This window comes from Delftia sp. PE138 (assembly GCF_018320755.1).
Classification (GTDB): domain Bacteria; phylum Pseudomonadota; class Gammaproteobacteria; order Burkholderiales; family Burkholderiaceae_C; genus Comamonas; species Comamonas tsuruhatensis.
Genome location: NZ_JABEPN010000004.1, coordinates 425,970 through 452,891, shown reverse-complemented (window position 1 = coordinate 452,891; position 26,922 = coordinate 425,970). Strand labels below are relative to the sequence as shown.

Below are 26,922 nucleotides of genomic sequence, written 5' to 3'. Positions count from 1 at the left end.
GCGCCGTCAGCGGCGGATGGCCCAGAACTCCAGCTGCAGGTCGGGGAATTCACCGGAGACGTGCATGGCAAGGCCGCCGGAGCTTTGCAGCTGGTTCCACAGGTCGTGCGTGGTGTCCACCTCGAAATAGTTGTAGCCCGCGTGGTAGGGGATCTCGCGCGGGGCGATGGGCAGCGGCCGCAGCGTGACGCCGGGCAGGTGCAGGTTCACCAGGTCGCGTATGCGCTCCACCGGGCCCAGCTTGGTCTGGGTGGGGAAGTGGGTGCGCAGGAATTCCGGCGTGGTCTGGGCATGGGCGGCCAGCACGAAGTCGCAGGTGGTCAGCAGCTCGGTGGACGGGATCAGCGCCACGCGCACGCCGTACTGGCGGTCGTGCAGCGGGATCTGGATGGCGTTTTGCTCCAGCACCGAGGACAGACTGCGCCGCAGCTCCAGCATCAGCGGCGGAAAGCTGCGCCGCAGGTCGTCGTGGTCATAGACGGGCAGCACCTCGGGGCGGCGGCGCTCGTGGTCGAAGGTGGTCAGCTCGGCGGCCAGGCGCAGCAGTTCCTCGAACAGGCGCTCGGGATGGATGCTGCCGGTGCGCACCCAGTGCTGGGCGGCGCCCGTCCAGTGGTTGATGAGCTGCAGCAGCAGGAAGTCGCCGACCTCGCCGATGCCGCCGCGCTCGGGCTGGATCATGCGCTGGGCCAGAACCTCGCCGCGCTGGCGCAGCAGGCCGTGGATTTCCTTGCAGAAGGTGTTGAGCACTGAGCTGGGCCCGTTGTTGACCACGGTGGGAATGAAGCCGGGCTCCAGCAGCACGCCGCCGCTGGCCTGGCGCTCGACCACATGGGCCACGGGCAGGCTGACCCAGCCTTCGGTCAGCTCGTGGGCGGGGCGCAGGCTCAGGCGCAGCCGGCCCAGCTGCACCTCGGCGGGCTGGGCGCCCACGTCGTTGCTGTCCGCCACTTCGGTCACGTCACTGAGATAGCGCGCGGGGCTTTGCGTGCCTTCGCCAAAGGTGACCTCGCTGCCCGACAGGCGGCGCAGCGGCAGGGCCAGGTGCACCACCACGTCCTTGAGGTCCTTGCCGATGTCCAGCGGGGTGGGCGCCTCGTCGTCGCCCGGCAGCTGGAACGGCGTGCCGTCGGGCAGCACGCCGTGTGCCGAGCGTATGCCCAGCTTGCCCATGCGCAGCAGATCGGTGTCCAGCTCCAGTTCCGAGAAGCCCCAGAAAAAGGGCTGTCCCGGCAGGCTGCGCGACTGCAGTTGCCGGAACAGGAAGCGCTCCTGCTGCTGGAAGTGCTGGGGCCGAAGGAACATGCCTTCGGCCCAGATGACTTTGCGTTGCCAGACCATGGTGGATAGATGTGCGTTTATTGGGATGCGGGTTGAATGCGCACGGTGACCTCCTCGCGGGTCAGGTGCACCTGGTAGCGCACGGGCTGCAGCTTTTCGGTGGAGCCCATGCCCCACCAGCGCCTGCGCAGCTCCACGGAGTTGGGCGCGGCGGCCGAGGCGCGCCAGGTGCTGCGCTCCAGATCGCGGTAGGCGGCGAACAGGCCGAAGGCGCGCACATCGGGGTTGCCCTTGCGCTCAATCACCTGGCGCTGGCCGGGCGCGATCAGGAATTCCTCGCGCCGCACGAAGTCGCTGCCCAGCTGGCCGTCGTCCTTGTCCTGCAGGTCGAAGAAGCCGGCGCGGTCGAAGGCGGCGGAGGCGCGCAGCTCGTAGATGCGCAGCAGCACGGGCTTGGGGATGCCTTCGCGGTCGGGGTTGATGTCCATGTCGGCCACCACCTCGAACACGGCGGCGGGCACGGCCGTGGGCGCCACTTCAGGCGCGCGGCTCAGGGGATTGAGGGAGCCGCAGCCGGCCAGGCCGGTCGCCATTGCCGTGCCCAGGCCCAAGGCGCCCAGCGTTTGCAGCGCCTGACGGCGCGCTTGCGGTACATGCGGTGCATGCGATTTCCACATGGCTTCTCCTGTCTCGATATCAGTCATTGGTGTCACGCGGGCAGATCCACACCGTCAGCGCGCTGAGGTTGTCCTGGTGCGGATTGCCGCTGGATACGACGCGGCCGACCATGCGCTGTATCCATTCGTCGGGGCGCTGGCTCGCGGCCAGCAGCTGCTCCATTTCCGACTCGTGCATGCCCTCCCAAAGGCCGTCCGAGCACAGCAAAAAGACATCGCCGGGCTCCAGGGCCACGGCGGCGGAGCGGATGCTGGGCGGCACCTGGCCTTCGGCACCGATGGCGCCGGCCAGGACGTTGCGGTTGGGCAGGCGGCGCGGGTCGTTCTCTTCGTACAGGCCGGCGTGCAGCAGCTGCTGCACCAGGCTGTGGTCTTCGGTGCGCAGGTGCATGCGGCCCGCGCGGAACCAGTACAGGCGCGAGTCGCCCCAGTGCGCCCACAGGGCGCGGCCCTGTCCGGGGTCGATGCACAGCACCACCACGGTGGCGCTCATGTGCATGCGCGAGGCCGAGGTGGACTGCTGGCCGCTGACGCGGTGCTCCGCCTGGGAAATCAGGGAGGCCAGGCTGGCAGGGGCGAACAGCGGGTTCTCCCGGAAGCCCTCCAGCACGGCCTGGACCGTGAGCTGGGCGGCAAGTTCGCCATGCCCGTGCCCGCCAGCCCCATCGGCCAGGGTGCAGCACAGGCCGCCGGCGCCCAGGTCCATCAGGCCCATGGCGTCTTCGTTGCTGGAACGCCTGCCGCTGTGGGATGCGCTGGCCACCTGGATGCTGTAGCGGTGGCCGTCTCCGTCGAGGTAGGCGATCACGGCTGGCCTTTCACGGACTGCTCGGCGTTTTCGTAGGCCTCGACGAAGGTGCGGCCCGAGAAGGCCATCAGATCGTCCTCGGCATGGCGGCGCAGCACGTCGAAGTTGTGCTTGTAGTCGTCCCACAGCGCAGCCTTGCGGCCATTGGTCAGCAGCTTGTCCAGCAGGCCGGGGTTGGTTTCGGTGCGGCGCTCCAGCTCGGTCGGATCGAACCGGGTCAGGGCCTCGGCATAGGCGGCGCGGATGCCGGCCATCAGGGCCAGCTGGTGCACGTGCAGATCCTGGAAGGCGTCCTGCATGGCGGGCAGCGGCTTCATGAAGCCCGGGAAGGTCTGGTGGACCATCTGCATGAGCACGCCCTCGGAATTGGGCAGGAACTTGAGCGGGTTGTTGGCGCCCGTGGCAATGATGGTGACGCCGGCACGGAACTCGCGCTTGATCTCGGAGCGCGCCGCCAGCAGGTCGATGGTGCCCTGCACGGCAATGCGCAGGGCTTCGCCGAAGGTGCGCATGAATTCGGGCGTGACCTCGAAATGGGTCTTGGCCGGGTTCAGGCCCGCGCCTTCCATGAAGGCCGTGGCCAGGGCCTGCAGGTCGGCGTGGGCGGCGCTGGCGGCCGGCTGGGGCTGCACCGGAGCATCGACAGGCGCGGCGGTGCAGGGCAGGGTGCCGACGGGAATGGCGGCGGCGCCCTGGCCGAGGATGCTGGAGGCTGCGTTGAAGTGGACGCTGGAGCTGGTGTTGGCGGGAGCGGCGGCAGCGCTTGCGGCAGAAACGATGGCTGGCGCAGCTTGGCCTGCGCCGGACTGGAAGATGTCCAGGTCCAGCCCGTTGGTGGGCAGCAGTCCGTCGAGCACGACGGGCTCGGCGGGGATTTCGGGGGCCGTCGCGGCAGCGGGGGCCGTGGCCATCGGTGCAGCAACTGGTGCAGCGGCAGGTAAGGGAGCTGATACGGCAACTGGTACGGCAGCTGGTGCGGCCTGAACCTGTACAGGTTGCTGTGTCTGCGCCGCAGGCGCCAATGACTGCTCCAGGCCGGCCGGCTGGGCCGGCGCCGCTGCACCCTGTGCAGCAGGCTGCGCAGGCGGCTGCATGCGCGGCAGGTTGAAGGCCTGGCCCAGCTCGGAGCCCCGGCCCGATGCCTGTTGCAGCGGCGCTGCGTCGCCGGGCAGGCCGCCCTGGTCGAACAGCGCGAGCGGATCGAGCTTTTGCGATGCCTCGAAGCACGAAGGCAGGCCGGTATGGGAGGCGTCATGCAGTGCCTCGGTGCTCAGGCCCTTGAGGGGAAGCGTTTGGACCATGCCGTCATGGCGCTGCTGAATCAGCTCGCCCTTGCCGTGCGAGGGCAGGCCGGCCCAGCCTTCTTCCTGCTGCCGAGCCTGCTCGGGCGGCGGTGCAAAGGGGTCGAAATCATTGGGAATCAGCAGCGGGCGATGCTGCGGCCTGGCCGGCTGCGGCATCGCCATGGCCGCTTGCTCGGGGGGGATTGCACTCTCGGCAGAAGGCGCAGGCGGGGTCTGGATGTCATCCAGGCTCAGCGCCGTCAGGCCTTCCCAGGGATCGGCGATGCCGGCGGCGGCTGGAGGCAGAACGTCTGCCAGTGGCGCAGCTTCTGCCGGCCCCGTTGATTGCGGCTGCAGGGGGCTGTCAACTGCGGGGGGCTGCTGGATCTGTGGCTGCGGGATTGCCGTGACCGGCGAGGGAACCGATGGCGTTGAGGATGCTGAGGACGCAGAAGGTGCTGAGGGCGTCACAGCCGCTGCAAATGCTGCGCTGGCAGGCGCCGGCACGGCTGCACCGGGCGAGGCCGGTGCCTCGAAAGGGGTGCCCGGCGCCACGGCGGCCAGGGTGTAGGCGCCGATGCGGATGCGCGCGCCCAGTGTCAGGGCCACTTCCTGGCCCGAGCGCACGGGCTGGTCTGCCACCCAGATGGGATCACGCTCGCTCAGGTTCGCAACAAAGGCTCCCTCGGAATCGAGCCTGACCATGGCGTGCACGCGCGCCACGGAAGCGTCCGGATCCGAGATGATGAGCTTGTTCTGGCCACTGCGTCCGATCGTGCCGCCTGCCATGCCGAATACGGCATGCCAGTGGCGGTCGACCGCAACGCCATCGTGGTCCACGACCCTGAGTTCGATTTTGTCCATGGAGTCTTAGGCTAGGCAGTTTTCAGGAAGCGTCGGGGGCCTCGGCAGGCCTCAGGAGGCCTTGCGCGCGGGCGCCGGGCGCTTGTTGCGCAGCGCGGCGCGGGCATTGTTGAATTCCCGGCCCCAGGTGGGATGGCCCTTTTCGGCCTCGGTCAGCTGGAAGGTGGGGTCCAGGGCCAGGGCCATGTCGAAGTGCTGCCGGCAGGGCTTGCGGCGGCCTTCCACGCAGTGGCTGAAGGCGATGTACTTGAGCGCCTTGACCTGGCTGCTCATCGGCAGCTCCTGCGCGGTGGACAGGGGCGTCAGGGCCGTGATGGCATCCTCGTAGCGGCCATCCACGTAGAGCTGGATGGCCTCGACCAGCTCCTGCTCCTTGATCACCACCGGGTCCACGGGCTTGACGGGCTCGACAGGCGCCTGCACCACGGGCGGTGCTGGCTCGGGCTCCACCGGCTTGGGTGCGGTTTCGCAGGCGGCCAGCCCGAAGGCAACGGCAAGGGCAAGGGTCAGGCGCTGGAGGGAGTGAGGGATATGCATGGACATGGTCATCGGGCATCAAAGTCATGGGAAAGGGTCACCGACTGGCCGTCGGTGATGCGGATCACCTGCCGATAGCTCTCGAAGCCGGGGTTGCGCAGTTCCACCGTGTGGGAGCCTGGCGCCAGCTTGAGCAGCACGACGGGAGGGGTGACGCCGGACGGCTTGCCGTTGATCAGCACGTTGGCCCAGGGGCTGACCCTCAGGCGCAGGTTGTGATCTGTCCGTGGCGTCTCAGGCCGTGCGGCCAGTGCGGCGGAGCGCACCGGGGCCGAGCCCGATGTCAGTGCGGTGATCGATGTGATCACGCGGCTGTTCAGTGCAAAGCCGCCGGCCGTGGGCGCTGCGGTTGCCACGCGCAGCCGTTGCGCGGCAGGGCAGCGCTGGGTCCAGCGTTCCTGGGCGCGGCTGTAGGCGTCCCGCCACGGCGTACCCGTGGTCTCGTAGGCCTGCAGCGCAAAGCCGGGGTGGGCGGCGAACGCGGCGTCGAATGCGGCCTCGCAGCGCGCCCATTCCTTGTGCGTGCAATAGGTGTAGGCCAGGTACTTGTGGGCGGAGGCCCGCTCCATGGGATCCGCCAGCCCGCCAAACAGCGCAGCCTGCAGCGCACGCTCGGCCTGGGCCAGGTCGCGCGCCTCGAACAGCGCAATGCCCTGCGCCAGCTGCGGGCGTCCTGCCGAGCCGGTTTGGGCCGGCGCGGCCTCCTCGCATGCCGCCTGGGAATGCGCCAGGCAGGGCAGGCCGAGCACTGCAGTGCACAGCATCCATCGCCAGCGGTGGTTCATCAGTCGAGCCATGCGCCGCGCTCATTCGAAAAGATGGTTCACGGTCACCGACTCGCCCTTGGTGACCGTGATGGTCTTGGTCACCGTAGAGGCCGCACCCGGGTTGCTGATGTCGATGCGGTACTCGCCCTCCGGCAACTCCATCTGGGTCAGCGGCGGGCTGGTCCGTGCCGGGGCGCGGTTCACGGAGACATAGCCCCAGGGCACGACCCTGAACACCACCTTGCCTGTGGCCGCTGCGGGCTTGGCGGGGCGGGCTTCGGTCTTGGGCGGCTCGGTGGGCAACGGCTCGGGCACCGCGGCCACCGTGACGGGGGCGACGGGCGCCCCTTGCTCGGGCTGGGAAGGGGGGAGTTCAGCCAGCGCGGCCTGCTCCGGCGGGGTCATCGGCTGCACCTGCTCCGTGGAGGCCAGCGAGGCCTCGTTGAGCAACTGCTTGAGCAGCGCCTGGGCCTCGGTGCGGTGCTGTCCTTCGGGGAAGCTGTCCAGGTAGTCCTGCAGGCGGGCCAGGCTGGACTGGCTTTGGGCCTGCTGCCAGGCCAGGTTGTCGCGCGCCGCCAGGGTCTTGGCACGGGCCTGGTCCTGGGAATGGTCGTACCACAGCACGCCGCCGCCCGCGATGGCCGCCAGCACCAGGGCGCCGATGGCCATCGGCACGGCCATGCTGCTGCGCCTGGCCTTGGGCACTGCCCGGACGGCAGCGGCCGGAGGCTGCACCCCTGCGGGCGCGCCCTGAACGGCGGGTGCGGAGGCGGGCTGTTGGGATGCAGGCGCCTGCGCCTGAACCGGGGGCTGCGCAGGCTGAGCGGGGGGCAGTGCCTGGTCGATGTCGATGTACGGACCGTTGTCCAGGTCCATGGGATCGGCGGCAGATGCCTGAGGCGTCATCTGGGGCGCGGCTGCGGCTGCAGATGGCTGGGCAGGGCCGCCTGTTGCCAAACCCCCAGGCGTGGTGGGAGCGGGCGGCACCGGTGCGACCGTGGCGACAGGAGGGACCGATGCAACAGATGCAACAGGCGGGACCGCAGGCACGGGCATGACCGTGGCCGCGGGCGCTGCCTGCGGCGCTGCTGCAGGAACGAAGATTTCCGTGATCGGCACGAAGCGCGGCGCCTGCACGGCTGCCGACTGGGTGGCCATGGCGGCCTGTACGGACGCAGGCGGCGTGATCGGGATGTAGATGGGGCTGGGTTCCCCCGGCGCAGGCGCTGCCCGGGCGTCGGTGGACAGGCCCAGCAGGCTGCGCAGCTCGGCAATGGACTGGGGGCGATCCTGGGGGCGCACCGCCAGCGCCCGTTGCATGCCCTGCAGAAAAGCGTCGGAGTAGCCCGGGACCTGTTCGGAGGTCAGCGGCTGCATGGGATCGGTGACCATGCGCGCGACCGAGGTGGCCGGGATGCGGCCCGTGGCGGCCTGGTGGATCAGTGCGCCGACCTGGTAGATGTCGGTCCACGCGCCCTGGGGCATGGCGCCGTCGTCCACGTATTGCTCGATGGGCGCAAAACCGGGCTTGAGCACCATGGTCAGCGCCTGGGTCATGTCGCCGATGATGCGGCGCGCGGCGCCGAAATCCAGCAGCACGGGGCTGCCATCGCGCTGCACGAAGATATTGTCCGGCGCGATGTCGCGGTGGAAGCAGTCCTGCGCATGCAGCACTTCCAGCACGTCCAGCAAGGGGATCAGCAGCGCGCTGAGCCCGGCCTGATCCATGCGGCCGGACGATGCCTTCAGCACCTGGCCCAGCGTCTGGCCCTCGTAGTGGCGCATCACCATGTAGGCCGTGCCGCCGGCTTCGAAGAAGCGGTAGACATGCACCAGGGTGGGGTGGGAGAAGCGCGCCAGCAGGCGGGCCTCGTTGATGAAGCTGCGCAGCCCGGCGTCGAAGGCGCCACGGTGCTGCGAGCGCACATGCACCTGATGGGAGCTTTGCCGTCCGGCCAGTGCCGAAGGCATGTACTCCTTGATCGCGACCTCGCGGTCCAGCGAGAGGTCGCGGGCCTTGTAGACGATGCCGAAACCGCCTTCGCCGATGACATCGAGCACGCGGTATTCGCCAATCTGGACACCTGCCGGAAGGCAGTTGGTCGAACATGCTGCTTCGCTATCCATGCAATCCCACCCAAGATGTTGTTTCACACGCTGGCGGGCGAGGTCTGTCGCAGTGCCAGGGTGCCGAATCTGTTCGAGGCCATTGGACAAGCACAAAGCCGGCATCGCACCGGCAATCTGTCTATGCAACCGCTGGTTTTCCTCGATCAGCCAATTGTCTGAAGCCGGGGGCCAAAGACGAACGTCATGGACTCGTCATGAATACAAGATCGTATTTCAATCGGACTCCGAATGCGGCGTGAGTGTAGCTTGAGTTCTGCAAAAAGCCATGACACGTATCGAATGGATAAGCGATGGATACATTTTTTTTCAGATGTATCGGCCGTAACAATTCAGTCGGGCCAATTGTTTGTATTTTTCCGATCTTATCCACTATCATCGCGGCTCCAACAAAGGAGGGCGGTTCACGACAGTGAGGATTGCAGGCGATTGTCAATACATTCCTTGACCATCCAGGGTATGCGCCGCACTGATCTGAATCACATGTTCAGTGAATCGGTTTCGTGCGCTCTGCCCGGGAGTGGTTTTCCCCTTTGTTCGCGTGTGAACCATCCGATGCAGTCGGTCTATTGGGTTGCATGCGAACGTTTAATCCATTAATTCGAGAGGTGTGCAATGTCCGTTGATATGTTCATGAAGGTCGAGGGCGCCAGTGGCGAATCCCAGGATTCCAACCACAAGGGCTGGACCGACATCGACTCCTTCACCTGGGGCGCGACCCAGCCCAACACCATGGCCAGCGGCGGCGGTGCCGGCGCCGGCAAGGTGAGCTTCCATGACCTGAACGTCATCGCCAAGGTGGACAAGTGCTACCCCGCCGTGCTCAAGCACTGCGCCACGGGCAAGCACCTGGGCCAGGTCGACATCTCGCTGTGCAAGGCCGGTGGCTCGCAGATCGAGTTCACCAAGATCACCCTGACCGACGTCATGGTGACGAACGTGACCGTCAGCGGCGCCAACTCCTCTGACACCGTGACTGTCAACTACTCGTTCCAGGCTGCCAAGGTCAAGACCCAGTACTGGGAACAGACCAACCAGGGCGGCAAGGGCGCCGAGAGCCAGATGGGCTTCAACATCAAGGAAAACCGCGAAGCCTGAGTCTTCTTGCGCAGGCTTGCTGCTGCGGCAAACCCGCGTCGGATGCATCCGGCGTGGGTTTGCCGTGGATGCGCGGGAATATGGCCTCCATCCATCGATGGAGGCTTTCCAGTATGGAAAGCTGGAATCGAGCGGTGGATGGAATATCGGGCAGGACGTGCCTTGTCTCTGCACGCAAAGGCCGCTGCTAGCAGATTCACATGTCAGTTCCTTGACAGAAGGCTGCCTTCCATTCCTGTCAGAGGCTGAATGCCTCAATATCTTGCAATATTTAACAAATACACAAACCCATGGCCGCAGGCATGGGGAATTGATGCGCTCGTTGCACCAGGTGTGTGCAGAAACTCTCTGGAAAAAATGGATTGGCGCAAATATGCGCAGGATTACCGCGAGTGGGTTCCTGTTGGTGTTGGTCCAGTCACTTTGAATGCCTGGTGCCGGGGGTTGCCAAACGCTATGGTGTGTATGGCCTTTGCGGCGGCAAGTCGCGGAGCATACACGAAGATCGGCCGTTGTCGAGGATATTCTTGTAGGTCCAATTATTAAAACGCAATTCGTTTCTTTAATAAATCCCACTGCCAACTTGTGTACAAGAAAGAGTACTAAATGCGTGAATGGACCATTGCCCATTGCCTGATAGCAAATCAGGCAATGGTATTGCTGCTGCGGTCGGCGTATACCCTGTCTTCGGCCATGCGCGAGTCCGGTGTCGAAGGCAAGGCCTGGCCCTTCTTCAGGGCTCCGGGCATGTCGTTGCCAGCCCCTGGCGGTGGCCAGCGGCAAGGCCTGCGTGCTCCAGCAGGCGTGGCAGTCGCATGAGCATCGCGGTTGTTTCCTCGCCGGTGTGCGAGACGCGCCAGGGGCCTGCGAGCAGCGCGCATTCGCTGGCTGCGCAGATCTACGCCTGCCTGAAGAACGACATCTTCGATTTCCGCCTGCTGCCTGGCGACCGTTTCAGCGAAGGCGAGATCGCCACGCGCATGCAGGTCAGCCGCACGCCCGTGCGCCAGGCGCTGTTCTGGTTGCAGCGCGATGGCTATGTGGATGTGCACTTCAAGAGCGGATGGCAGATCAAGGCCTTCGACTTCAAGTACTTCGAGGATCTGTACGAGGTGCGCACCCTGATGGAGACCAGCGCCGTGGCCAGCCTGGTGGGCGAATCGCTGCAGTCATTGCAGCCGCTGCGCGAAGTCTGGTGCGTGCCCGAGGAGCAGCGCGAGACCGACCCCGCCGTCGTGGCCTCGCTGGACGAGGCCTTCCATACCGGCCTGGTGGCCGCGACCGGCAACCAGGAGATGGCGCGCATCCACCTGGACATTACAGAGCGCATCCGCATCATCCGCCGCCTGGATGTGATCAAGCTGCCGCGCGTCTCGGCAACCTATGACGACCATGCCGCCATTCTTGCCGCCATCGAGGCCGGCGATGCCGCGCTGGCCCAGTCCTGCCTGAAGCAGCACATCGCCGACAGCCGTGCCGAGGTCAAGCGCATCACCTTCTACATGCTGCAGACGGCGCGCGAGCGCTACGGAGCCCTGCAGCAGACGGCCTGATGGTCGGGATGTGTGGAACGGGCCTCTTCGGAGGCCCTTTTTCATGGGCGCACGGCTCGCTGGGGGAAGGCGCGCGTGCATCCGGCCCGGCAAAGGCTGCAAGTCGCGGGTAAGCGGCCCGCTTATCCCTGCATTGCGGCGGCGGCGTCCCGGTAGTCTCCCTGCCAAACCGTGGACGGGCCCTGCGCCCGCACCATCCGCAAACTTACAGGGAAGAGAACATGAGCATCAGAACCGACAACCTGAATGTGCAAAGCCTGTTGGCCCGAGCCCAGTCCAGGCTCAACAGCAGCACCACGGCGCAGACGGCTTCGGACTCGGCCATCAAGAAGAGCGATGCGCAGGCCGGCGCCACGAAGACGGACAGCACCAAGACGGAGACCACCGAAGCGGAGAAAGTCCGCAAGCTGGCGCCTTCGCTGTCCAAGGCACACGAGCGCATTGCGGCCCAGGCCCAGGCGGGCTCTACCTCGCTGTCGGCGCTGGGGCAGTTCAAGTCGTCCCTGGTGGATCTGGCCACGGCGGGCAAGGAGATGGCGGCCCTCACGGCGACCAGCACCACCCAGTCGGTTCAAGGTGCGCTGGAAAAGCTGGTGGCGCGCTACAACGCCAGCGCGGCCAAGGGCAATGCCAGCGCGGCCGCAGGCTCCACCACCGATGTGGGGGCCACCCGCGCGCTGCGCGAGCTGCGTGCGGCCATCATGAGTGTCACGGGCAGCGCGACTTCGCCCAGCCTGGCCAGGATCGGTATCGTCCAGCGCCAGGACGGCACGCTGGCGGTGGACGCCAAGGCCCTGGAAAAGTCCATGGCCACAGATCCCGCAGGCGTGACCTCGGCCCTGGCCGGCATTGGCAAGGCGGTGGAAAACAGCGCCAACGATGCACTGTCCACGGGCAGCCGCCTGAGTTCGTCCATGGCAAGCCTGGGCGACCGGGTCAAGGCGCTGCAGCAGCAGCAAAGCGCCGTGGTGGCGACGGCCGAGAAGCTCGGCGATTCCCTGGTCGGCTCGGCCAACTGGAATCGCATGGTGCTGGACGCCTACCTCAAGAACTAGTTTTCGCCGCGTTCCGTCCCGCATCCTGTTTCCCCATCATGAAAAATCTGCGCATAGGCCTTCGTCTCGGAGGCGGTTTCACCATTCTTTTGCTGATCATGCTGCTCATCAGTGTCACCAGCATCGTCAGCATGGGGCACATGGCCCGCTCGACCACGGAAATCACCGAGGTGGCCCTGGCCAAGGAGCGGATGATCAGCGACTGGTTCCGCAACATCCACTCGGGTTCGCGCCGCACCACGGCCATTGCCAAGAGCAGCGATCCCTCGCTGGCCACCTTCTTCGCCGAAGACGCAGCCGAGTCCTCGCGCCAGTCCAGCAAGCTGCAGGACCGCATCGAGCCGCTGCTGCAGACCCAGGAGGAAAAGGACATCTGGGTCGAGATCAAGAAGGCGCGCGCCGGCTATCTGGCGGGCCGCGACGTGGTGACCAAGGCCAAGGCCGAGGGCCGCGCCGAAGACGCCGAGCGCCTGTTCACCCAGCAATACCAGCCCGCCACGCAGCGCTATATCGACATGGTCCAGCGCCTGCTGGACATGCAGCGCGCGGCCATCGACAGCTCCGCCGCCGATGTGCTGGTGCGCTTCTCGGCCAGTCGAGCCGCCATCATCACGGTGGTCTCGCTGGCCTTTGTGCTGGGCGCGCTGGCCGCCTGGTGGATCACGCGCGGCATCACCAGGCCGCTGGCCGAGGCCCTGCGCGTGGCGCGCACCGTGGCCAACAACGACCTGACCAGCCGCATCACCGTCGATTCGCGCGATGAAACGGGCCAGTTGCTGCAGGCGCTGCGCCAGATGAACGACAACCTGGCCCAGGTCGTGGGGCAGGTGCGCTCGGGTGCCGACAGCATTGCCACGGCTTCGGGCGAGATCGACGCGGGCAATCAGGACCTGTCCTCGCGCACCGAGCAGCAGGCCAGCTCGCTGGAGCAGACGGCCGCTGCCATGGAGGAGCTGACCAGCACGGTCAAGCAGAACGCAGAGAACGCGCGCCAGGCCAATCAGCTGGCCGCTTCGGCGTCGCAGACAGCCGTGCAGGGCGGCAAGGTGGTGGCGGGCGTGGTGGACACCATGGGCGGCATCAGCGAGTCCAGCCGCAAGATTGCCGACATCATCGGCGTGATCGACTCCATTGCCTTCCAGACCAACATCCTGGCGCTGAACGCCGCCGTGGAAGCGGCGCGTGCCGGCGAGCAGGGCCGCGGCTTTGCCGTGGTGGCGGGTGAGGTGCGCGCGCTGGCGCAGCGCAGCGCCTCGGCGGCCAAGGACATCAAGGACCTGATTGCCGACTCGGTCTCCAAGGTGGAGGCGGGCACGCGCCAGGTGGCAGACGCCGGACGCACCATGGACGGCATCGTGCAAAGCGTGCAGCAGGTCAGCGACCTGGTGGCCGAGATCACCGCCGCCAGCCAGGAGCAAAGCAGCGGCATCAACCAGGTGCACCAGGCGATTTCCCAGATGGACACGGTGACGCAGCAGAATGCGGCGCTGGTCGAGGAGGCGGCCGCTGCAACCGGCTCGCTCAAATCCCAGGTGCACCAGCTGGCCGCTGCAGTGAGCGTATTCCGTATCGAGGGCGCGGCGTCCGCTCGTCCGGCGGTGGCCCCAGCCCCGGCCCCTGCCGGGCGTGCACAGCCTGCGGCAGCGCAGATGCGCGCTCCTGCCAGGCCGCTGGCCGCGCCTGCTGCGTCCCCGGGCGCACCCGCCGCCAAGCCTGCAGCTGCCAAGCTGCCGGCCTCCCGGCAGTCCGTGCCCGCCACTGGCAAGGATGATGGGGACTGGACCTCGTTCTGAGCCCGGCCAGGTTACTTGGGGGCGCCCAGCTCGTACTTGGAGCCCTCTCCCTGGCCGTCGGTGATGGCGGCGGCCTGGCCGGCTGCCGGGTTCACGCCGCCTGCATCTTCCTTGTTGGTGGCACCTGACCCGCTTGCCGGTTCAGACGCCCGGGCGGGCAGCGGCGCGGCAGCCGGCAACGGCTCATGCGGGTCGCTCTTGGCATGGGGCATGACCTGCTCGGCCGTGATCACGGGCTGGCCCAGCAGGGGCTTGTCCGGTGGCGGCTGGTTGAAGCGCGGCACTTCGGCCATGGGAAATCCCGCGCGCTGCGACGAGGTCTCGCCCGAGCAGGCGGCCAGCGTCAGCAAAGAGCTTGCGGCGACGCCCAGGGCCAGCCGTCTGGCAAGTGTCGTGGCATGCACAAATTCATGGGGCATGGTTGTTCTCCGGTGGTCTATCTTCCGGCCGACATGCTCCCACGCGCCCAGGGCTGGTGGCGTAGGTCCATGCCGGATTCCCGGTCGCCGACCACCGCAATCCTTGCTCAGGGCTGGCTGCCGCTGGCCTTCCACGATCCGTCGGACTGCTTGCAGAACCAGAAGCGCCAGTTTTCCGAGGTCTTTTTCAGGCGCACATCGGCCGACAGCAGGCGGCAGCTTCCGGCCGTCCCGGTCTGCACGGTCTGCTGCGGCTGCAAGGCCAACGTCACGCGCTGGTTGGTTCGGTTCGGGCCGCTGGTCCATTCGGTCACGGAGCCGTCGGCGGCCTCGTTGAGCACCTTGGCCACGGCGGCCTTGGCATCGGGCAGGTCCCTGGCGGGAATGCGCGCGGCGATGGTGTCGTTGAGGAAGATCGAAGCCGCAGCGCTGGCGCTGGTGGACACCAGCGAAGCGGCAGCGGCCAGCGATGCGACGGTGATGGCAAAGGTTTTCATGCAATGGGTCCTGGAAAGTGGGCCGACGCCCGCAGCGGGGTGCCGGAAGGAGAGTATCGGGCCATGTTAACGGCTGCAATGGCGCCTGCGGGCGTCGCGCGCCGCCGAAACCAGCGCAAGCTGCGCCACAGTGCTGCCGAGGGCTGCGCAAAACGTTTACAGTCCTTGGCGGATTTCCCCGTCCCTTCCTGCCAGAAACTCCACTGCATGCCACGATCCTCCCGCAATCAGAGCACCCAGCGCTTTGCCATTCCATGGACACTTGTTGCCGGCTTTGGCGCGGCGGCACTGGCCACCCTGGTCATTGCCTTCGTCAATTTCAGGGCGTCTGAGACGCGAGGCCAGGCCGTGGTGGCCATGGACCGCACGACACTGGCCATGCGCCAGCTCAGCCAGCTCAATGCTTCGCTCAAGGACGCTGAGACCGGGCAGCGCGGTTTTCTGCTCACGGGCGACCCGGCCTACCTGCAGCCCTACCAGCAGGCACGCGATGTGCTGATGCAGCAGCTGGAGGCGCTCAAGGCGCGCACTTCCAATGACTCCGACCAGCACCGGCTGCTGGCGCAGATCGAGGAGATATCGGCCCAGAAGCTGCGCGAGCTGCAGGAGACCATAGACCTGCGCAAGTCCGGCGATCTGGACGCCGCCATGGCCCTGGTGCGCCTGGACGTGGGCAAGAACGCCATGGACCGGCTGCGCGAGCTGATCGACGACCTCTACACGCACCAGACACGGGAGCTGGCCCAGCGTCGCCAGCTGTGGGTGGAGGCATCCACCACCTCGACCTACTATTCCTGGGGCGGCTCCCTCATCCTGCTGGGCCTGATCCTGGCATCGGCCGCGCTGACGGTGCGCGAGTACCGCGTCAAGGCGCGCCAGTCGTGGGTGACGTCCGGTCTTTCCGGCCTGGGGCAGCAGTTGCAGGGAGACCACCGGCTGGAAGACCTGGGCCAGAAGGCGCTGGAGTACCTGGCCAACTATTTGCGTGCCGATGTGGGCGCCGGCTATGTGGTGGACTGCGCCGATGGCGGGTTGCGCCTGTTCGGCGGCTATGCCCTGCCGCGCGAGCGACTGCAGCAAAAGCTGCTGCCCGGCGAGGGGCTGGCGGGCCAGGCGGCCGCGTCGCGCAAGCTGCTGCATGTCAGCGATGTGCCTGCCCAGCATTTGCAGATTTCCTCGGGCACCGGCCAGTCCAGCCCCTTGCAGCTGATGCTGGTGCCCGCCATGGAAAACGGCGAAGTGTTCGCCGTGATCGAACTGGGCTTTCTGCGCCCCGTGGGCGAAGCCGAGCGCAGCCTGCTGGAGCGCGCCTCCGAATCGCTGGCCGTGGCCATTCGCTCGGGCCTGGACCGTTCGCGCCTGGAGACCTTGCTGGAAGAAACGCGCCGCCAGTCGGAAGAGCTGCAAGCCCAGCAGGAAGAGCTGCGCGTGAGCAACGAGGAGCTGGAGCAGCAAAGCCGCATCCTGCAGGAGTCGCAGACCCAGATGGAGCACCAGCAGACCGAGCTGGAGCAGACCAATGCCCACCTGGAAGAGCAGACCCAGCAGCTGGAGTACCAGCGCGAGCAGTTGCTGCGCGCCCAGGGCGCGCTGACCGACAAGGCCCGCGAGCTGGAGCTGGCCAGCCAGTACAAGAGCGAGTTCCTGGCCAATATGAGCCACGAACTGCGCACGCCGCTGAACTCCACCCTGATCCTGGCCAAGCTGCTGGCCGACAACAGGCCGGGCAATCTGCAGGCCGAGCAGATCAAGTACGCGCAGACCATCCACGCCGCAGGCAGCGACCTGCTGGCGCTGATCAACGACATCCTGGACCTGTCCAAGATCGAGGCCGGCCAGGTCACCGTGGTCGCCGAGCCCGTGACCATTGCCACGGCGCTGCAGACGCTGATGGAGCCGCTGCGCCCGATTGCCCGCGAAAAGGGCCTGGAGCTGTCCTGGACCGTGGACCCGGGCGTGCCCGCCACCATGCAGACCGATCCCATGCGGCTGGCCCAGGTGCTCAAGAACCTGTTGTCCAACGCGCTCAAGTTCACGGCCAAGGGCTCGGTGGGCCTGCAGGTGTCCTGCGCGCCCCAGGGCATGCTGTCTTTCGCGGTGCGCGATACCGGCATCGGCATTGCCGAGCAGCAGCAGCAATTCATCTTCGATGCCTTCCGCCAGGCCGATGGCAGCACGCACCGCAAGTTCGGCGGCACGGGCCTGGGCCTGTCGATATCGCGTGATCTGGCGGGGCTGCTGGGCGGCACGCTGACCGTCTCCAGCACGCCTGGCCAGGGCAGCGTTTTCACACTGACCGTGCCCGTGAGCCTGGAGTCGGCCGAGTCCGGCCCGGCCACGGCCGCGACTGCCGCACCGCAGCCTCAGCCGCAGGGGCTGCGAGAGGCCTTGGCAGCGTCGTCCGTGCCCGTGCTCGCAACGGCCAACGTTGCGCCCGCCGCACCTGCGTTCGCGCCGCCCATGTCGCCTGCCATGGCACCTGCCGCGTCGGCGGCAACGGACGCCCTGCGCAAGAGGGGTCAGAGCGGGCGCCGCATCCTCGTGATCGAGGATGACCTGCGCTTCGCGGACATCCTGTCGGAGCTGGCACGCGAGATGGATTTCGAGTGCGACGTGGCCAATACGGCGTCCGACGGCCTGTCCATGGCGGCCGACAATCAGCCCAACGCCATCGTGCTCGATATCAACCTGCCCGATTTCTCGGGCCTGGGCGTGCTGGACCAGCTCAAGCGCAACCCGGCCACGCGCCACATTCCCGTGCACGTGGTCTCGGTCGCGGACTATTCGCAGGAAGCCATGGGGCGGGGTGCCGTCGGCTACGCGCTCAAGCCCGTCAAGCGCGAGGAACTGGTCCACGCCCTGCAGCGGCTGGAGGCCAAGTTCACCCAGGACCTGCGCCGCGTGCTGGTGGTGGAGGATGACGAGCGCCAGCGCGAGAGCGTGCGCCACCTGCTCAGCCGCAGCGATGTGGACATCGTCTGCGCGGGCACGGCGGCGGCCGCGCTGGATCATCTGCGCGGCTCCACATTCGACTGCATGGTGATGGACCTGAACCTGCCTGACATCAGCGGCTACGAGCTGCTGCAGCGCATGACGGACCAGGACGATGTTTCCTTCCCGCCTGTCATCGTCTACACGGGCCGGGCGCTGTCGCGCGATGAAGAGCAGCAGCTGCGGCGCTTTTCCAAGTCCATCATCATCAAGGACGCGCGCTCGCCCGAGCGACTGCTCGACGAGGTCACGCTGTTCCTGCACCAGGTGGAGTCGGAGCTGTCGGCCGAGCACCGCCAGATGCTGCAGGTCGCGCGCAGCCGCGAGTCTGCGCTGGAAGGGCGCACGGTGCTGGTGGTGGAAGACGATGTGCGCAACGTGTTTGCGCTGTCCAGCATCCTGGAGCCCACGGGCATCCGCGTGGAGATCGCGCGCAACGGGCGCGAGGCGCTGGAGGCGCTAGAGTCTCGCGGCGCGGCGCAGGCCGGTATCGACCTGGTGCTGATGGACATCATGATGCCCGAGATGGATGGCTACACCGCCATGCGCGAGATCCGCAACCGGCCGCAATGGCGCCGCCTGCCCATCATCGCCCTGACCGCCAAGGCCATGAAGGACGACCAGGAGAAATGCCTGGCCGCCGGTGCCAACGACTACATCGCCAAACCGCTGGACGTGGAAAAGCTGCTGTCGCTGGTGCGGGTGTGGATGCCCAAGTAGCAAGGAGGACGCGATGCCTCAGCTGAAAAATAGCCCCCACGCTCCCCTTGCTGCGCAAGGTCCGCTGCCCCCCAAGGGGGCCGCTTTTTCATCTTGGGGCGGCCCGGCGATGAAAAATGGCCCCCACGCTCCCCTTGCTGCGCAAGGTCCGCTGCCCCCCGAGGGGGCCGCTTTTCATCTTGGGGCGGCCCGGCGATGAAAAAAGCCCGCACCGCCGACATCGAGCAGCGCCTGCTGATCGACGCCATCTACCACCGCTACCACTACGACTTCCGGGGCTATGCCCAGGCCTCGCTCAAGCGGCGCCTGCAGACGGCCCTGGTGCAGTTCGGCTGCCAGACGCTGTCGCAGCTGCAGGACCGCGTATTGCATGATGCAAGCGTGTTCCCGGCGCTGCTGGAATACCTCACGGTCCAGGTCAGCGACATGTTCCGCGACCCGAGCTATTTCCGGGCGCTGCGCACCGAGGTGGTGCCGCTGCTGCGCACCTATCCCTCGCTCAAGGTCTGGGTGGCCGGCTGCAGCGCGGGCGAGGAGGTGTATTCGCTGGCCATCCTGCTGGAGGAGGAGGGCCTGCTGGACCGCACCCTGATCTATGCCACCGACATCAATCCGCATGCGCTGCGCGCGGCCGAGCAGGGGGTGTTCGACATGTCGCGCGTGGCGGCCTTCACCGACAACCATGCGCGCTCGGGCGGGCACAGCTCGCTGTCGCACTACTACACGGCGCGCTACGGCCGCGTGGTCTTCGACAAGGGGCTGCGCGAGCACATGGTGTTCTCCGACCACAGCCTGGCCACCGACAGCGTGTTCGCCGAAATGCACCTGGTGTCCTGCCGCAACGTGCTGATCTATTTCGAGCGCGAGCTGCAGGACCGGGCGCTGGGCCTGTTCCGCGATGCGCTGTGCCATCGCGGATTCCTGGGGCTGGGCTCCAAGGAGTCGCTGCGGTTTTCAGGGCATTCGGAGGCCTTCGAGGACTTCGTGCTCGAGGACCGCATCTACCGCAAGAAGGCCGGGCTGTGATGCCCGTGACCACGAACACACCCGCCTCTGACGCCGCCACAGCCTACGAGGCCATCGTGATCGGCGGCTCGGCCGGCGCGCTCGATGCGCTATCGGTGGTGCTGCCCGCGCTGCCGGCCAGCCTGCGCGCCTCGGTGCTGGTGGTGCTGCACCTGCCGCGCGATCGCCGCAGCCTGCTGGCCCAGCTCTTCGGCCCGCGCTGCGCCGTGCCGGTGCGCGAGGTGCAGGACCAGCAATGGATCGAGCCTGGGTGCCTGTACTTCGCCCCGGCCGACTATCACCTGCTGGTGGACAGCGGCCCCCGGCTGGCGCTGTCGCTGGATGCGCCCTGGCATTTTTCGCGGCCCTCCATCGACGTGCTGTTCGAGTCCGCTGCGGATTGCTATGGCGAGCGGCTGCTGGCGGTGCTGCTGTCCGGCGCCAATGACGACGGCGCGCAGGGCATGGCCAGCGTGCACGCCGCCGGTGGCCTGGCCGTGGTGCAGGCGCCCGACGGCGCCCGCATGCCCACCATGCCGCTGGCGGCGCTGGCCCGCGTGCCGCAGGCCCAGGCGCTGGCGCCCGAAGGCATTGCCTCCCTCATTGCATCGCTGCACCGCCAGGGAAGGCTTTGAATGTCCAGCCGGCACGCCCCCACAAGACTAAATACCGAGAGAGAATCCATGCCCCATACAGATCGCGTCAAATGCTTGATCGTCGATGACATCGCCGAGAACCTGATCGCCATCGAGGCGCTGCTGCAACGCGACGGCATCGAATTCCTCAAGGCCCAGTCCGGCCCCGAGGCGCTGGAGCTGCTGCTCAACCACAGCGACGTGGCCCTGGCCCTGCTGGATGTGCAGATGCCCGAGATGAACGGTTTCGAGCTGGCCGAGCTGATCCGCGGCAGCGAGCGCACGCGCCATATCCCGCTCATCTTCATGACGGCCGGCTCGCGCGAGCACAACTGGCAGTTCCGTGGCTATGAGAGCGGCGCCGTGGACTTCCTGTACAAGCCCATCGATCCCCACATGCTGACCACCAAGGCCAATGTGTTCTTCGAGCTGCACCAGCGCAAGCAGGCACTGGCCCATCAACTGCAGGAACGCACCGAGGCGCTGCGCATCAACGAGATGTTCATGGCCGTGCTCAGCCACGACCTGCGCACGCCGCTGCAATCCATCAAGGCCGCCGCCACGTTGCTCACGCGCCAGCCCGATACGGGCAAGGTGGCCAGCATGGCCGAGCGCATGCTCAGCAGCAGCCAGCGCATGTCGCGCATGATCGAGGACCTGCTGGACGTCACCCGCATCCGCCAGGCGGAAGGCCTGCCGCTGTCACCGCGGCCTACCAGCTTGCAAGCGCTGCTGCAGCGCACGCTGCAGGAAGTGGAGACGGGTTTTCCGCAGCGGCGCCTGGACAGCGAGATGCTGGGCAATCTCGATGGCACCTGGGATGGCGAACGCCTGTGCCAGGTGCTCACCAATCTGGTGGGCAACGCCATGCACCATGGCGATCCGGCGCAGCCTGTGCAGGTGACGGCCGATGGCAGGCAGGACCATTGCGTGGTCATCACGGTGCGCAACGGCGGCACCATTCCTGCGGAGCTGATGCCCACCCTGTTCAACCCGTTTCGCGGAGGAGAGCGCAAGCCGGGCCAGCACCAGGGCCTGGGCCTGGGGCTTTTCATCGCGCACCAGATCGTGCGTTCGCACAACGGGCGCATCGATGTGCACTCCGCCGATGGCGTGACCAGCTTCAGGGTGGAGTTGCCGCGCGAGATGGCAGCGGGAGGCTCCAAGGCCGTGCTGTGACGGCGGGAGCCGATGGACCGGCAGGCCGGTCTCGGAAAAATGGGCTCAGTGGACGGGCCTGGTGTGCAGCGCTTCCTGTATGGAGTCCAGCAGCGTTTCCAGGTCCTCGATCTCGAAGGGCTTGAGCAAGGTCCGCACCTGGGGACCCCAGGCGGCCGGGTAGGGCCCCAGGTCGTAGCCGGAGCACAGGATGATCCAGCGCTGCGCATCGGCCTGCAGCAGCTGCCGCGCCAGATCGGTGCCGGACAGGCCCGGCAGACTGACATCGGAGACCACCACGTCGAAAGGCTGGCCCGCATCCAGTTCCAGGGCCTGCTCGGCAGTGGCGCAACTGGTCACGAAACGGGATTCGCTCTCCATCAGCAGGCCAATGGTTTCTCGCAGGTCGGCATTGTCTTCAACGTACAGGATTCGCATATCTCTTTGTTGCAGTGCGTCATGCTGCTATCAAAAAGGCAGCATGGACGAGGGCTGATCATCCACACCCGCCGCCTTCCATCACGTAGGACAGCATGCAAACTTGGTCGACGGTTGCCTTCTGTGCGTGCCAGGCGATGGATTGTGCAATACAAAGGCAAGTCCCACGAACGGCCTGTGCGATCTCAAGTCTGGGCAGTGGGCAGGGGATCCAGCACATGCCTTTGCACGGGCAGGAATTCACCGGCCTGCCGCGAATAGTCCCAGCGCGTGAGCTGCCGGCGCCAGTCCTGGCCCGTGGCGCCATCCCGATGCTCCAGGGTGAACAGGCTGTTGGGCGCATGGGCGCGCAGCCGCACCGAGACCGCGGTGCCCGCCTGCGCTGCCCACAGCCCGGGCAGGGGCTGGACCAGGCCGGGGTCATGCCCATGGCCCGAGAGCACCAGTTGCGCTCCGGCATCGCGCCAGCGGGCCAGTGCCTGCGCGGCGCGGTGAGGACGGTGGCTGCGGTCCTCTTCGTGGGCCGCAGCCAGCGGGTGGTGGCTGACGACGATGCGCCAGTCGGCAGGGCTGGCCTGCTCCAGGCGCTGCGCCACGTGCAGGATCTGCCCGGCCGACAGGCTGCCGCGCTGGTGGCGCCACCAGCGTGTGGTGTCCACGCCGATCACGCAAAAGCCTGGCACGGCGCACCAGGGCTGCAGTTCGGAATCGATCCAGCGCACATAGCGGTCGTGGGCGTGGCCACCCAGCCGTTCCCACCAGGCGAGCAGCGGCAGGTCGTGGTTGCCGGGCACCACCAGTCGCCGGGGCACGGAAAGGCTGTCGAGAAACTCCCGCGCCTGGGCAAATTGCGCGGCCGTGGCGCGCTGGGTCAGGTCGCCGGAGACCACCAGCAGCGTTACCGGCAGCCGGGCCGCCAGTCTGGCCACGGCGGCGCATACGGCCTGATCGTGGGCGCCGAAATGCAGGTCCGACAAATGCATGAGCAAGGCCATGGGCGCTCCTTGTTCCTCATTCGGCGGTCAGGAGGAGGCGGGCTCTGCCGGGGCAGGCACCACCAGCCACAGCGGCTTCTCGCCCAGGCGAAAGCGGATGGGCGGTGCCATCCATTCGCGTTCGCCATCGAAGGCCACCTTCATGCGGCGAGGACGCCGTCCTGCTGGCTCCGCCACCAGCTCGGTACAGGCCAGGCTGGCGACGGCATCGTCCTGGGCCAGCCGTCCCATCACCGCATTCCAGACCACGCGCGCCGGGGCCTCGCTGGCCTGGGGCAGCAGCAGCACGGCGGCCAGATGCCGGCCATCGGCCACGGCGCGGGCCTCGTCAATCCCCACGCGCTCCAGCTGCAGTGGGTTGTTGCCGACGAACAGGGTGGTGGCCAGGTGCTCCTGTTGCTGCAACGGCGCATCCCGGTCGGGGCGCAGGGCCACGCGCCAGCGGCGCACGCTGCCGCCGCGCAGGATGCTCCAGATGGAGGCGGCTATGGCCACCAGCCGGGTGCGGCCGAAGCGGGTGGACGCGCGTTCGCGTTCGTCGAGCAGGCGGGGGTACAGGCCCAGGCTGGCGTTCACCAGGAAAAGCCGTTCGTTGACCAGGCCCACGTTCACGGCCCGCATCTGGCCGGCCTGCAACGCCTGGAGAATGTCCTGCACGGCCTGGGCCGGCTCCAGTGACAGCGCCTGCTCGCGGGCGAAGTAGTTGAAGGTGCCCAGCGGCACCACGCCCATGGGCACGCCACGCGACCAGGCGGCCGAGGCCACGGCATTGATGGTGCCGTCACCGCCGGCGGCCACGACCAGGCCGCCGTCCCTGCGGGCACTGTCCACGGCGCTGGCGGCCAACTGCACGATGTCGGCCCTTGCGCCCGGCACATGCCAATGCACGCTGCGCTGCTGCAGCGCCGGCACGCCGGTCAGGCGGGCGCGCAGCTGCTCCAGGTCGGCGCCGGGGCGCAGCGGCACGATCAGGTGGATGGGGCCGGCGGGATCAAGTCTGGGCGGCTGGTTGTCGCAAGATGAGGGCGTCATGGAAGGAAGCGGGCTGGAACAGGCGCCGATTGTTCCGTGGATGGCACCTGCCGGTGCACCGGAACATGCAAGCGGTGCGCGTCAGCCAAAGCCGACAGTCTGCGGGCTGCTGACTGTACCGGCTCACTCGCGCCAGGGGGCGCGGTAGTCCAGCATCTGCGCCAGCGGCACGGGCCGCTCGAACAGATAGCCCTGCGCATGCTCGCAGCCGAGCTCGTGCAGCAGCTGCGCCTGGGCCTGTTCTTCCACACCTTCGGCGACCACCTTGACGCCAAAGCCCTGGGCAATGCGCAGCACGGCGGTCACGATGGCCTTGTCGGACTCGGAGGCCGGCAACTGGCCCACAAAGCTCTGGTCGATCTTGATGCAGTCAAAGCGCAGTCGGCTCAGGTAGGCCAGGGACGAGTAGCCGGTGCCGAAGTCGTCGATGGCGATCTTCACGCCCAGCGCGCGGATGGCGGCAATGCGCTGCAGCGTGGCGTCGCTATCGTCCAGCAGCATGGACTCCGTCAGCTCCAGGGTCAGCACCCGGGCGGGCAGGCCGCTGGTGGCCAGCGCCTGCTCCAGCGTGCAGGCGAAGTCGGACTGGATCAGCTCGCGCGCCGACATGTTGACGTGCAGCTCGAAGTCGGCCGGCAGGTGCGCAAGGTGCAGGGCAATATCGTGCGCCGCCGTGCGCAGCACCCATTCGCCGACGCTCAGGATCAGGTCCGACTCCTCGGCCACCGGGATGAACACGCCCGGCGGCACCCTGCCGCGCGTCGGGCTTTCCCAGCGCACCAGGGCCTCGGCACCCACCATGCGGCCCGTGGCCAGATCCACCACGGGCTGGTAGAAAACGCGCAGTTCGTTGCGCTCCAGCGCCTGGCGCAATTCCATGGCCAATTGGGTGCGGCCTAGCATTTTCTGCGCCAGGCTGGGCTCGAACAGCAGGAAGGGGTGCGAGCCGCGCTGCGCCTCACCCAGCGCAATGCTGGCGTTGCGCAGCCACTCGGGCAGCGCGCCCGGCAGCAGCTCGCCGCTGACGGCGCCCGCGCAGGCGCGCAGCACGATGTCGTCCTTGCCCACTGAAAATGGCTGGTCGAAGATCTCCAGCAGATGGCGGCATTTGTCCTGTACCTGCAGCGGCGTGCACTCGTGCAGCCACAGCACGGCGAATTCATTGCTGGCCGTGCGCGCCAGCAGGGCCGGAAATTGCAGATGGTGGTTGCGCAGCCGCTCGGCCACGGCCCGCAGCAACTGCTCGCCCGTGCCATGGCCCACATCGTCGCGCACGCTGCGGAAGTTCTGCAGCTCCAGCAGGCACAGCGCGGCAGGGACGGGCGCGCCGGCGTTGGCGGCCGCATCGGCCTGCTCAATCAGGCCGGCGCGCGTGAGCAGCTGCGTCAGGCTGTCGTACTGCAGCAGGGTGCGCATGTGCTCGAAGGATTCCTGCAGCCGCTGCGCCATGTTGTGGAATGCCGAGACCAGGGACGAGGTTTCCACCACGGACGTGTCCGGCAGCGCCTTCACCGCGCTCCAGTCACCCTGGGCCAGGCGGTTGGCCGCGTCGGCCGTCACGGCCAGGGGGCGCAGCGCCCTGCGCAGGCACCACAGGCCCAGCGCCAGCCCCAGCAAGGCCAGGCCGAAAGCCAGGAAAAGGGTCTGGCGGCTGTCCTCCCGCATGCTGCTGACCAGATCGGACTCGGGCTGCAGCACCAGGATCCGCCAGTCGATGCCGCGCACATCGTGGAAGGGGGTGACCTGCCCGTGGTAGATCTGGCCCTGCTCCGTGAAGCTCAGGTTGATGACACGGTCAGGGCCTGTCCGGGCTGGCGTCGAGCCCTCGCGCGCATGCCCGGGCAGGTGCTCGGGAAGCCGGGCTGCCAGCGAGCGCAGCGCCAGGTCGGGGCTTTCGGACAGGCGCAGGCGCACGGGCGGGTCGTAGGGGCCTTCGCGGCGTTTCAGCACCGACAGCTCGGAGGAGTGCGCCACCATGTAGCCCTGCGCATCGACCACGGCGATATGGCCATTGCCGCGCAGGGGCTCGTCGCGCAGAAAGCGGTTCATGCTGCTCAGCCGCACATCGGCGGCCAGCACGCCGGCCAACTGGCCGGACACACGCACCGCAGTGGCTGCGGAAATCGTGGCATCACCCCGGTCCCCCGTCACCGTGTAGATGGGCGACCAGTGCGGGCCGTCTTCGCGAATGGCGGGCTGGTACCAGGGACGCACGCGGGGGTCGTAGCCGGCAAGGCTGGACATGGGCGGGCCCGGCTGCAGTCCCTCGAAAATCTGCAAGGTTCCCTGGGTGCTGCGGTCCTGAAGAATCAGGCGGTAGTGGCCATCGGGCTCCAGCCGCACCCCCGTGTATTCGCCTTGCACGCCTCCAAAGCTCAACAGGCTGATCTGGTGGTGCTGGGCATAGAGCTCGGTGAATGAGCGTGTCAGATAGCCATAGATGGGCCGCAGGTCTCCGGGGGTGTAAAGCGCCTGCCGGGCCACGGTCTCGGCCAGGGCCTGCTGCACGCGCAGCGGAGTCTCCAGATAGTCGGCCAATTGGTGGCGCGTGGTGGTGGACAGGGAGTCGAGCAGCCGCAGACTTTCGCGATTGATGAGCTGGTCCACCTGGCGCTGCTGCCAAGCCGCCAATAGCCCGGCCGTGACCACAAACACCGCAATGAAGGGGGCCGTGACTGCCGTGCGAAGTGAGAGCCGAAAGGCGGGCATGCAGAGGTTTCCGTAGCGTGCGCCGGGCAGCCAAGGGCCGGGTCTGCCTGCGACAGCGGCCATTGTGCAGTGCCTCGGCAGCCTTTCGCGGCAGCGGTCGCCCCCTGTGCAGGAGCTCTCCTGTGGGTGATAGTAAAAATTGTCGATAAATGATTTTCAGTAGAAAAAATGAATACTGAACGGGCATTTGCAGCAACGCAAAGGCATGGTCAGTACGTCTGCAATGCCTTCCATTGCGGCACTCCTTTTACATATCCGTTTACAAATTGATCTTCATTACATGTAGACATCACATGTAATGGTCGCTATGGTATCCGCATGGAACAAAAGACATCAGCCCACTACCAGCGTCTGCACCGGCAACGGCTGCGCGAGCAGGGGCTGGTGAAAAAGGAGGTCTGGATTCTTCCAGAGTACGGTGCTGCATTGCAGCAATTGGAAAAGCAAATGCGCGTGTCCGGCTTGCAACCGGATTCAATG

Annotated in this window: 21 protein-coding genes; 8 read left to right on the top strand and 13 right to left on the bottom strand. The window is 67.0% G+C overall.

What is annotated here, in order from left to right; all coding sequences use genetic code 11:
• Positions 1–6: 6 nt before the first annotated feature.
• Genes tssK through HFGMBDPB_RS16975 form a run of 7 tightly spaced genes read right to left on the bottom strand, consistent with a single transcriptional unit; the run spans position 7 to position 8,344 of the window.
• Positions 7–1,341 (bottom strand): type VI secretion system baseplate subunit TssK, encoded by a 1,335-nt coding sequence (gene tssK, locus HFGMBDPB_RS17005; protein ID WP_016446984.1) that lies wholly within the window; start codon positions 1,339–1,341, stop codon positions 7–9.
• 17 nt (positions 1,342–1,358) lie between these two features.
• A complete protein-coding gene (gene tssJ, locus HFGMBDPB_RS17000) occupies positions 1,359–1,958 on the bottom strand; it encodes a type VI secretion system lipoprotein TssJ (protein ID WP_016446983.1) in 600 nt (199 codons plus the stop codon).
• 19 nt (positions 1,959–1,977) lie between these two features.
• A complete protein-coding gene (locus HFGMBDPB_RS16995; RefSeq protein ID WP_046240040.1) occupies positions 1,978–2,766 on the bottom strand; it encodes a PP2C family protein-serine/threonine phosphatase in 789 nt (262 codons plus the stop codon).
• Positions 2,763–4,913, bottom strand: coding sequence for a type VI secretion system-associated FHA domain protein TagH (gene tagH, locus HFGMBDPB_RS16990; RefSeq protein ID WP_212645849.1), 2,151 nt, complete (start codon positions 4,911–4,913; stop codon positions 2,763–2,765). Before tagH ends, HFGMBDPB_RS16995 begins: the two co-directional genes overlap by 4 nt.
• A gap of 51 nt (positions 4,914–4,964) precedes the next feature.
• Positions 4,965–5,450 (bottom strand): TssQ family T6SS-associated lipoprotein, encoded by a 486-nt coding sequence (locus HFGMBDPB_RS16985; RefSeq protein ID WP_223275220.1) that lies wholly within the window; start codon positions 5,448–5,450, stop codon positions 4,965–4,967.
• Between the two features lie 8 nt (positions 5,451–5,458).
• Positions 5,459–6,247, bottom strand: coding sequence for a PEGA domain-containing protein (locus HFGMBDPB_RS16980; protein ID WP_016446979.1), 789 nt, complete (start codon positions 6,245–6,247; stop codon positions 5,459–5,461).
• A 9-nt stretch (positions 6,248–6,256) separates the two neighbouring features.
• Positions 6,257–8,344, bottom strand: a complete 2,088-nt coding sequence (locus HFGMBDPB_RS16975; protein WP_212645848.1) for a serine/threonine-protein kinase — start codon at positions 8,342–8,344, stop codon at positions 6,257–6,259.
• Positions 8,345–8,959: 615 nt separating this feature from the next.
• Between HFGMBDPB_RS16975 and HFGMBDPB_RS16970 the strand changes: the two genes are divergently transcribed.
• The 4 genes from HFGMBDPB_RS16970 (at position 8,960) to HFGMBDPB_RS16955 (ending at position 13,843) form a co-directional block, all read left to right on the top strand.
• Entirely contained in the window at positions 8,960–9,442 is a 483-nt protein-coding gene (locus tag HFGMBDPB_RS16970) for an Hcp family type VI secretion system effector (RefSeq protein ID WP_016446977.1), read from the top strand.
• 815 nt (positions 9,443–10,257) lie between these two features.
• Positions 10,258–10,995 carry a GntR family transcriptional regulator gene (locus tag HFGMBDPB_RS16965; RefSeq protein WP_016453385.1) on the top strand — a complete coding sequence of 246 codons (738 nt, stop codon included), beginning with the start codon at positions 10,258–10,260 and terminating at the stop codon, positions 10,993–10,995.
• A gap of 221 nt (positions 10,996–11,216) precedes the next feature.
• Positions 11,217–12,050, top strand: a complete 834-nt coding sequence (gene fliD, locus HFGMBDPB_RS16960) for a flagellar filament capping protein FliD (RefSeq protein ID WP_017407064.1) — start codon at positions 11,217–11,219, stop codon at positions 12,048–12,050.
• A gap of 38 nt (positions 12,051–12,088) precedes the next feature.
• Positions 12,089–13,843 (top strand): methyl-accepting chemotaxis protein, encoded by a 1,755-nt coding sequence (locus HFGMBDPB_RS16955; protein WP_212645847.1) that lies wholly within the window; start codon positions 12,089–12,091, stop codon positions 13,841–13,843.
• 11 nt (positions 13,844–13,854) lie between these two features.
• Here HFGMBDPB_RS16955 and HFGMBDPB_RS16950 read toward each other — a convergent pair whose 3' ends face one another.
• Both HFGMBDPB_RS16950 and HFGMBDPB_RS16945 read right to left on the bottom strand, forming a co-directional pair.
• Positions 13,855–14,262, bottom strand: a complete 408-nt coding sequence (locus tag HFGMBDPB_RS16950; protein WP_017407006.1) for a hypothetical protein — start codon at positions 14,260–14,262, stop codon at positions 13,855–13,857.
• Between the two features lie 107 nt (positions 14,263–14,369).
• Positions 14,370–14,759, bottom strand: a complete 390-nt coding sequence (locus tag HFGMBDPB_RS16945; RefSeq protein ID WP_017407005.1) for a hypothetical protein — start codon at positions 14,757–14,759, stop codon at positions 14,370–14,372.
• A gap of 207 nt (positions 14,760–14,966) precedes the next feature.
• Between HFGMBDPB_RS16945 and HFGMBDPB_RS16940 the strand changes: the two genes are divergently transcribed.
• The 4 genes from HFGMBDPB_RS16940 to HFGMBDPB_RS16925 all read left to right on the top strand — a co-directional run bounded on the left by HFGMBDPB_RS16940 (position 14,967) and on the right by HFGMBDPB_RS16925 (position 21,289).
• Positions 14,967–18,470 (top strand): response regulator, encoded by a 3,504-nt coding sequence (locus HFGMBDPB_RS16940; RefSeq protein ID WP_016453387.1) that lies wholly within the window; start codon positions 14,967–14,969, stop codon positions 18,468–18,470.
• A 195-nt stretch (positions 18,471–18,665) separates the two neighbouring features.
• On the top strand, positions 18,666–19,496 hold the full coding sequence (locus HFGMBDPB_RS16935; protein ID WP_016446970.1) for a CheR family methyltransferase: 831 nt from the start codon (positions 18,666–18,668) through the stop codon (positions 19,494–19,496).
• Positions 19,496–20,110, top strand: coding sequence for a chemotaxis protein CheB (locus HFGMBDPB_RS16930; protein WP_016446969.1), 615 nt, complete (start codon positions 19,496–19,498; stop codon positions 20,108–20,110). Before HFGMBDPB_RS16935 ends, HFGMBDPB_RS16930 begins: the two co-directional genes overlap by 1 nt.
• A gap of 48 nt (positions 20,111–20,158) precedes the next feature.
• Entirely contained in the window at positions 20,159–21,289 is a 1,131-nt protein-coding gene (locus HFGMBDPB_RS16925; protein WP_016446968.1) for a hybrid sensor histidine kinase/response regulator, read from the top strand.
• 45 nt (positions 21,290–21,334) lie between these two features.
• Here HFGMBDPB_RS16925 and HFGMBDPB_RS16920 read toward each other — a convergent pair whose 3' ends face one another.
• From HFGMBDPB_RS16920 to HFGMBDPB_RS16905, 4 genes are all read right to left on the bottom strand, one after another.
• A complete protein-coding gene (locus HFGMBDPB_RS16920) occupies positions 21,335–21,706 on the bottom strand; it encodes a response regulator (RefSeq protein ID WP_016446967.1) in 372 nt (123 codons plus the stop codon).
• A gap of 185 nt (positions 21,707–21,891) precedes the next feature.
• The gene (locus HFGMBDPB_RS16915; protein WP_016446966.1) at positions 21,892–22,701 is read right to left on the bottom strand and encodes a metallophosphoesterase family protein; all 810 of its coding nucleotides are present in this window, start codon (positions 22,699–22,701) and stop codon (positions 21,892–21,894) included.
• A gap of 27 nt (positions 22,702–22,728) precedes the next feature.
• The gene (locus HFGMBDPB_RS16910) at positions 22,729–23,733 is read right to left on the bottom strand and encodes a diacylglycerol/lipid kinase family protein (RefSeq protein WP_016446965.1); all 1,005 of its coding nucleotides are present in this window, start codon (positions 23,731–23,733) and stop codon (positions 22,729–22,731) included.
• 123 nt (positions 23,734–23,856) lie between these two features.
• Positions 23,857–26,442, bottom strand: coding sequence for a bifunctional diguanylate cyclase/phosphodiesterase (locus tag HFGMBDPB_RS16905; RefSeq protein WP_462936543.1), 2,586 nt, complete (start codon positions 26,440–26,442; stop codon positions 23,857–23,859).
• Positions 26,443–26,922: the final 480 nt, after the last annotated feature.

Excerpts from the sequence above, each read along its gene's own strand:
- tssK (WP_016446984.1), bottom strand. The coding sequence starts at position 1,341 with ATGGTCTGGCAACGCAAAGTCATCTGGGCCGAAGGCATGTTCCTTCGG.
- tssJ (WP_016446983.1), bottom strand. The coding sequence starts at position 1,958 with ATGTGGAAATCGCATGCACCGCATGTACCGCAAGCGCGCCGTCAGGCG.
- tagH (WP_212645849.1), bottom strand. The coding sequence starts at position 4,913 with ATGGACAAAATCGAACTCAGGGTCGTGGACCACGATGGCGTTGCGGTC.
- HFGMBDPB_RS16985 (WP_223275220.1), bottom strand. The coding sequence starts at position 5,450 with ATGCATATCCCTCACTCCCTCCAGCGCCTGACCCTTGCCCTTGCCGTT.
- HFGMBDPB_RS16980 (WP_016446979.1), bottom strand. The coding sequence starts at position 6,247 with ATGGCTCGACTGATGAACCACCGCTGGCGATGGATGCTGTGCACTGCA.
- HFGMBDPB_RS16975 (WP_212645848.1), bottom strand. The coding sequence starts at position 8,344 with ATGGATAGCGAAGCAGCATGTTCGACCAACTGCCTTCCGGCAGGTGTC.
- HFGMBDPB_RS16970 (WP_016446977.1), top strand. The coding sequence starts at position 8,960 with ATGTCCGTTGATATGTTCATGAAGGTCGAGGGCGCCAGTGGCGAATCC.
- HFGMBDPB_RS16965 (WP_016453385.1), top strand. The coding sequence starts at position 10,258 with ATGAGCATCGCGGTTGTTTCCTCGCCGGTGTGCGAGACGCGCCAGGGG.
- fliD (WP_017407064.1), top strand. The coding sequence starts at position 11,217 with ATGAGCATCAGAACCGACAACCTGAATGTGCAAAGCCTGTTGGCCCGA.
- HFGMBDPB_RS16955 (WP_212645847.1), top strand. The coding sequence starts at position 12,089 with ATGAAAAATCTGCGCATAGGCCTTCGTCTCGGAGGCGGTTTCACCATT.
- HFGMBDPB_RS16950 (WP_017407006.1), bottom strand. The coding sequence starts at position 14,262 with ATGCCCCATGAATTTGTGCATGCCACGACACTTGCCAGACGGCTGGCC.
- HFGMBDPB_RS16945 (WP_017407005.1), bottom strand. The coding sequence starts at position 14,759 with ATGAAAACCTTTGCCATCACCGTCGCATCGCTGGCCGCTGCCGCTTCG.
- HFGMBDPB_RS16940 (WP_016453387.1), top strand. The coding sequence starts at position 14,967 with ATGCCACGATCCTCCCGCAATCAGAGCACCCAGCGCTTTGCCATTCCA.
- HFGMBDPB_RS16935 (WP_016446970.1), top strand. The coding sequence starts at position 18,666 with ATGAAAAAAGCCCGCACCGCCGACATCGAGCAGCGCCTGCTGATCGAC.
- HFGMBDPB_RS16930 (WP_016446969.1), top strand. The coding sequence starts at position 19,496 with ATGCCCGTGACCACGAACACACCCGCCTCTGACGCCGCCACAGCCTAC.
- HFGMBDPB_RS16925 (WP_016446968.1), top strand. The coding sequence starts at position 20,159 with ATGCCCCATACAGATCGCGTCAAATGCTTGATCGTCGATGACATCGCC.
- HFGMBDPB_RS16920 (WP_016446967.1), bottom strand. The coding sequence starts at position 21,706 with ATGCGAATCCTGTACGTTGAAGACAATGCCGACCTGCGAGAAACCATT.
- HFGMBDPB_RS16915 (WP_016446966.1), bottom strand. The coding sequence starts at position 22,701 with ATGGCCTTGCTCATGCATTTGTCGGACCTGCATTTCGGCGCCCACGAT.
- HFGMBDPB_RS16910 (WP_016446965.1), bottom strand. The coding sequence starts at position 23,733 with ATGACGCCCTCATCTTGCGACAACCAGCCGCCCAGACTTGATCCCGCC.
- HFGMBDPB_RS16905 (WP_462936543.1), bottom strand. The coding sequence starts at position 26,442 with ATGCCCGCCTTTCGGCTCTCACTTCGCACGGCAGTCACGGCCCCCTTC.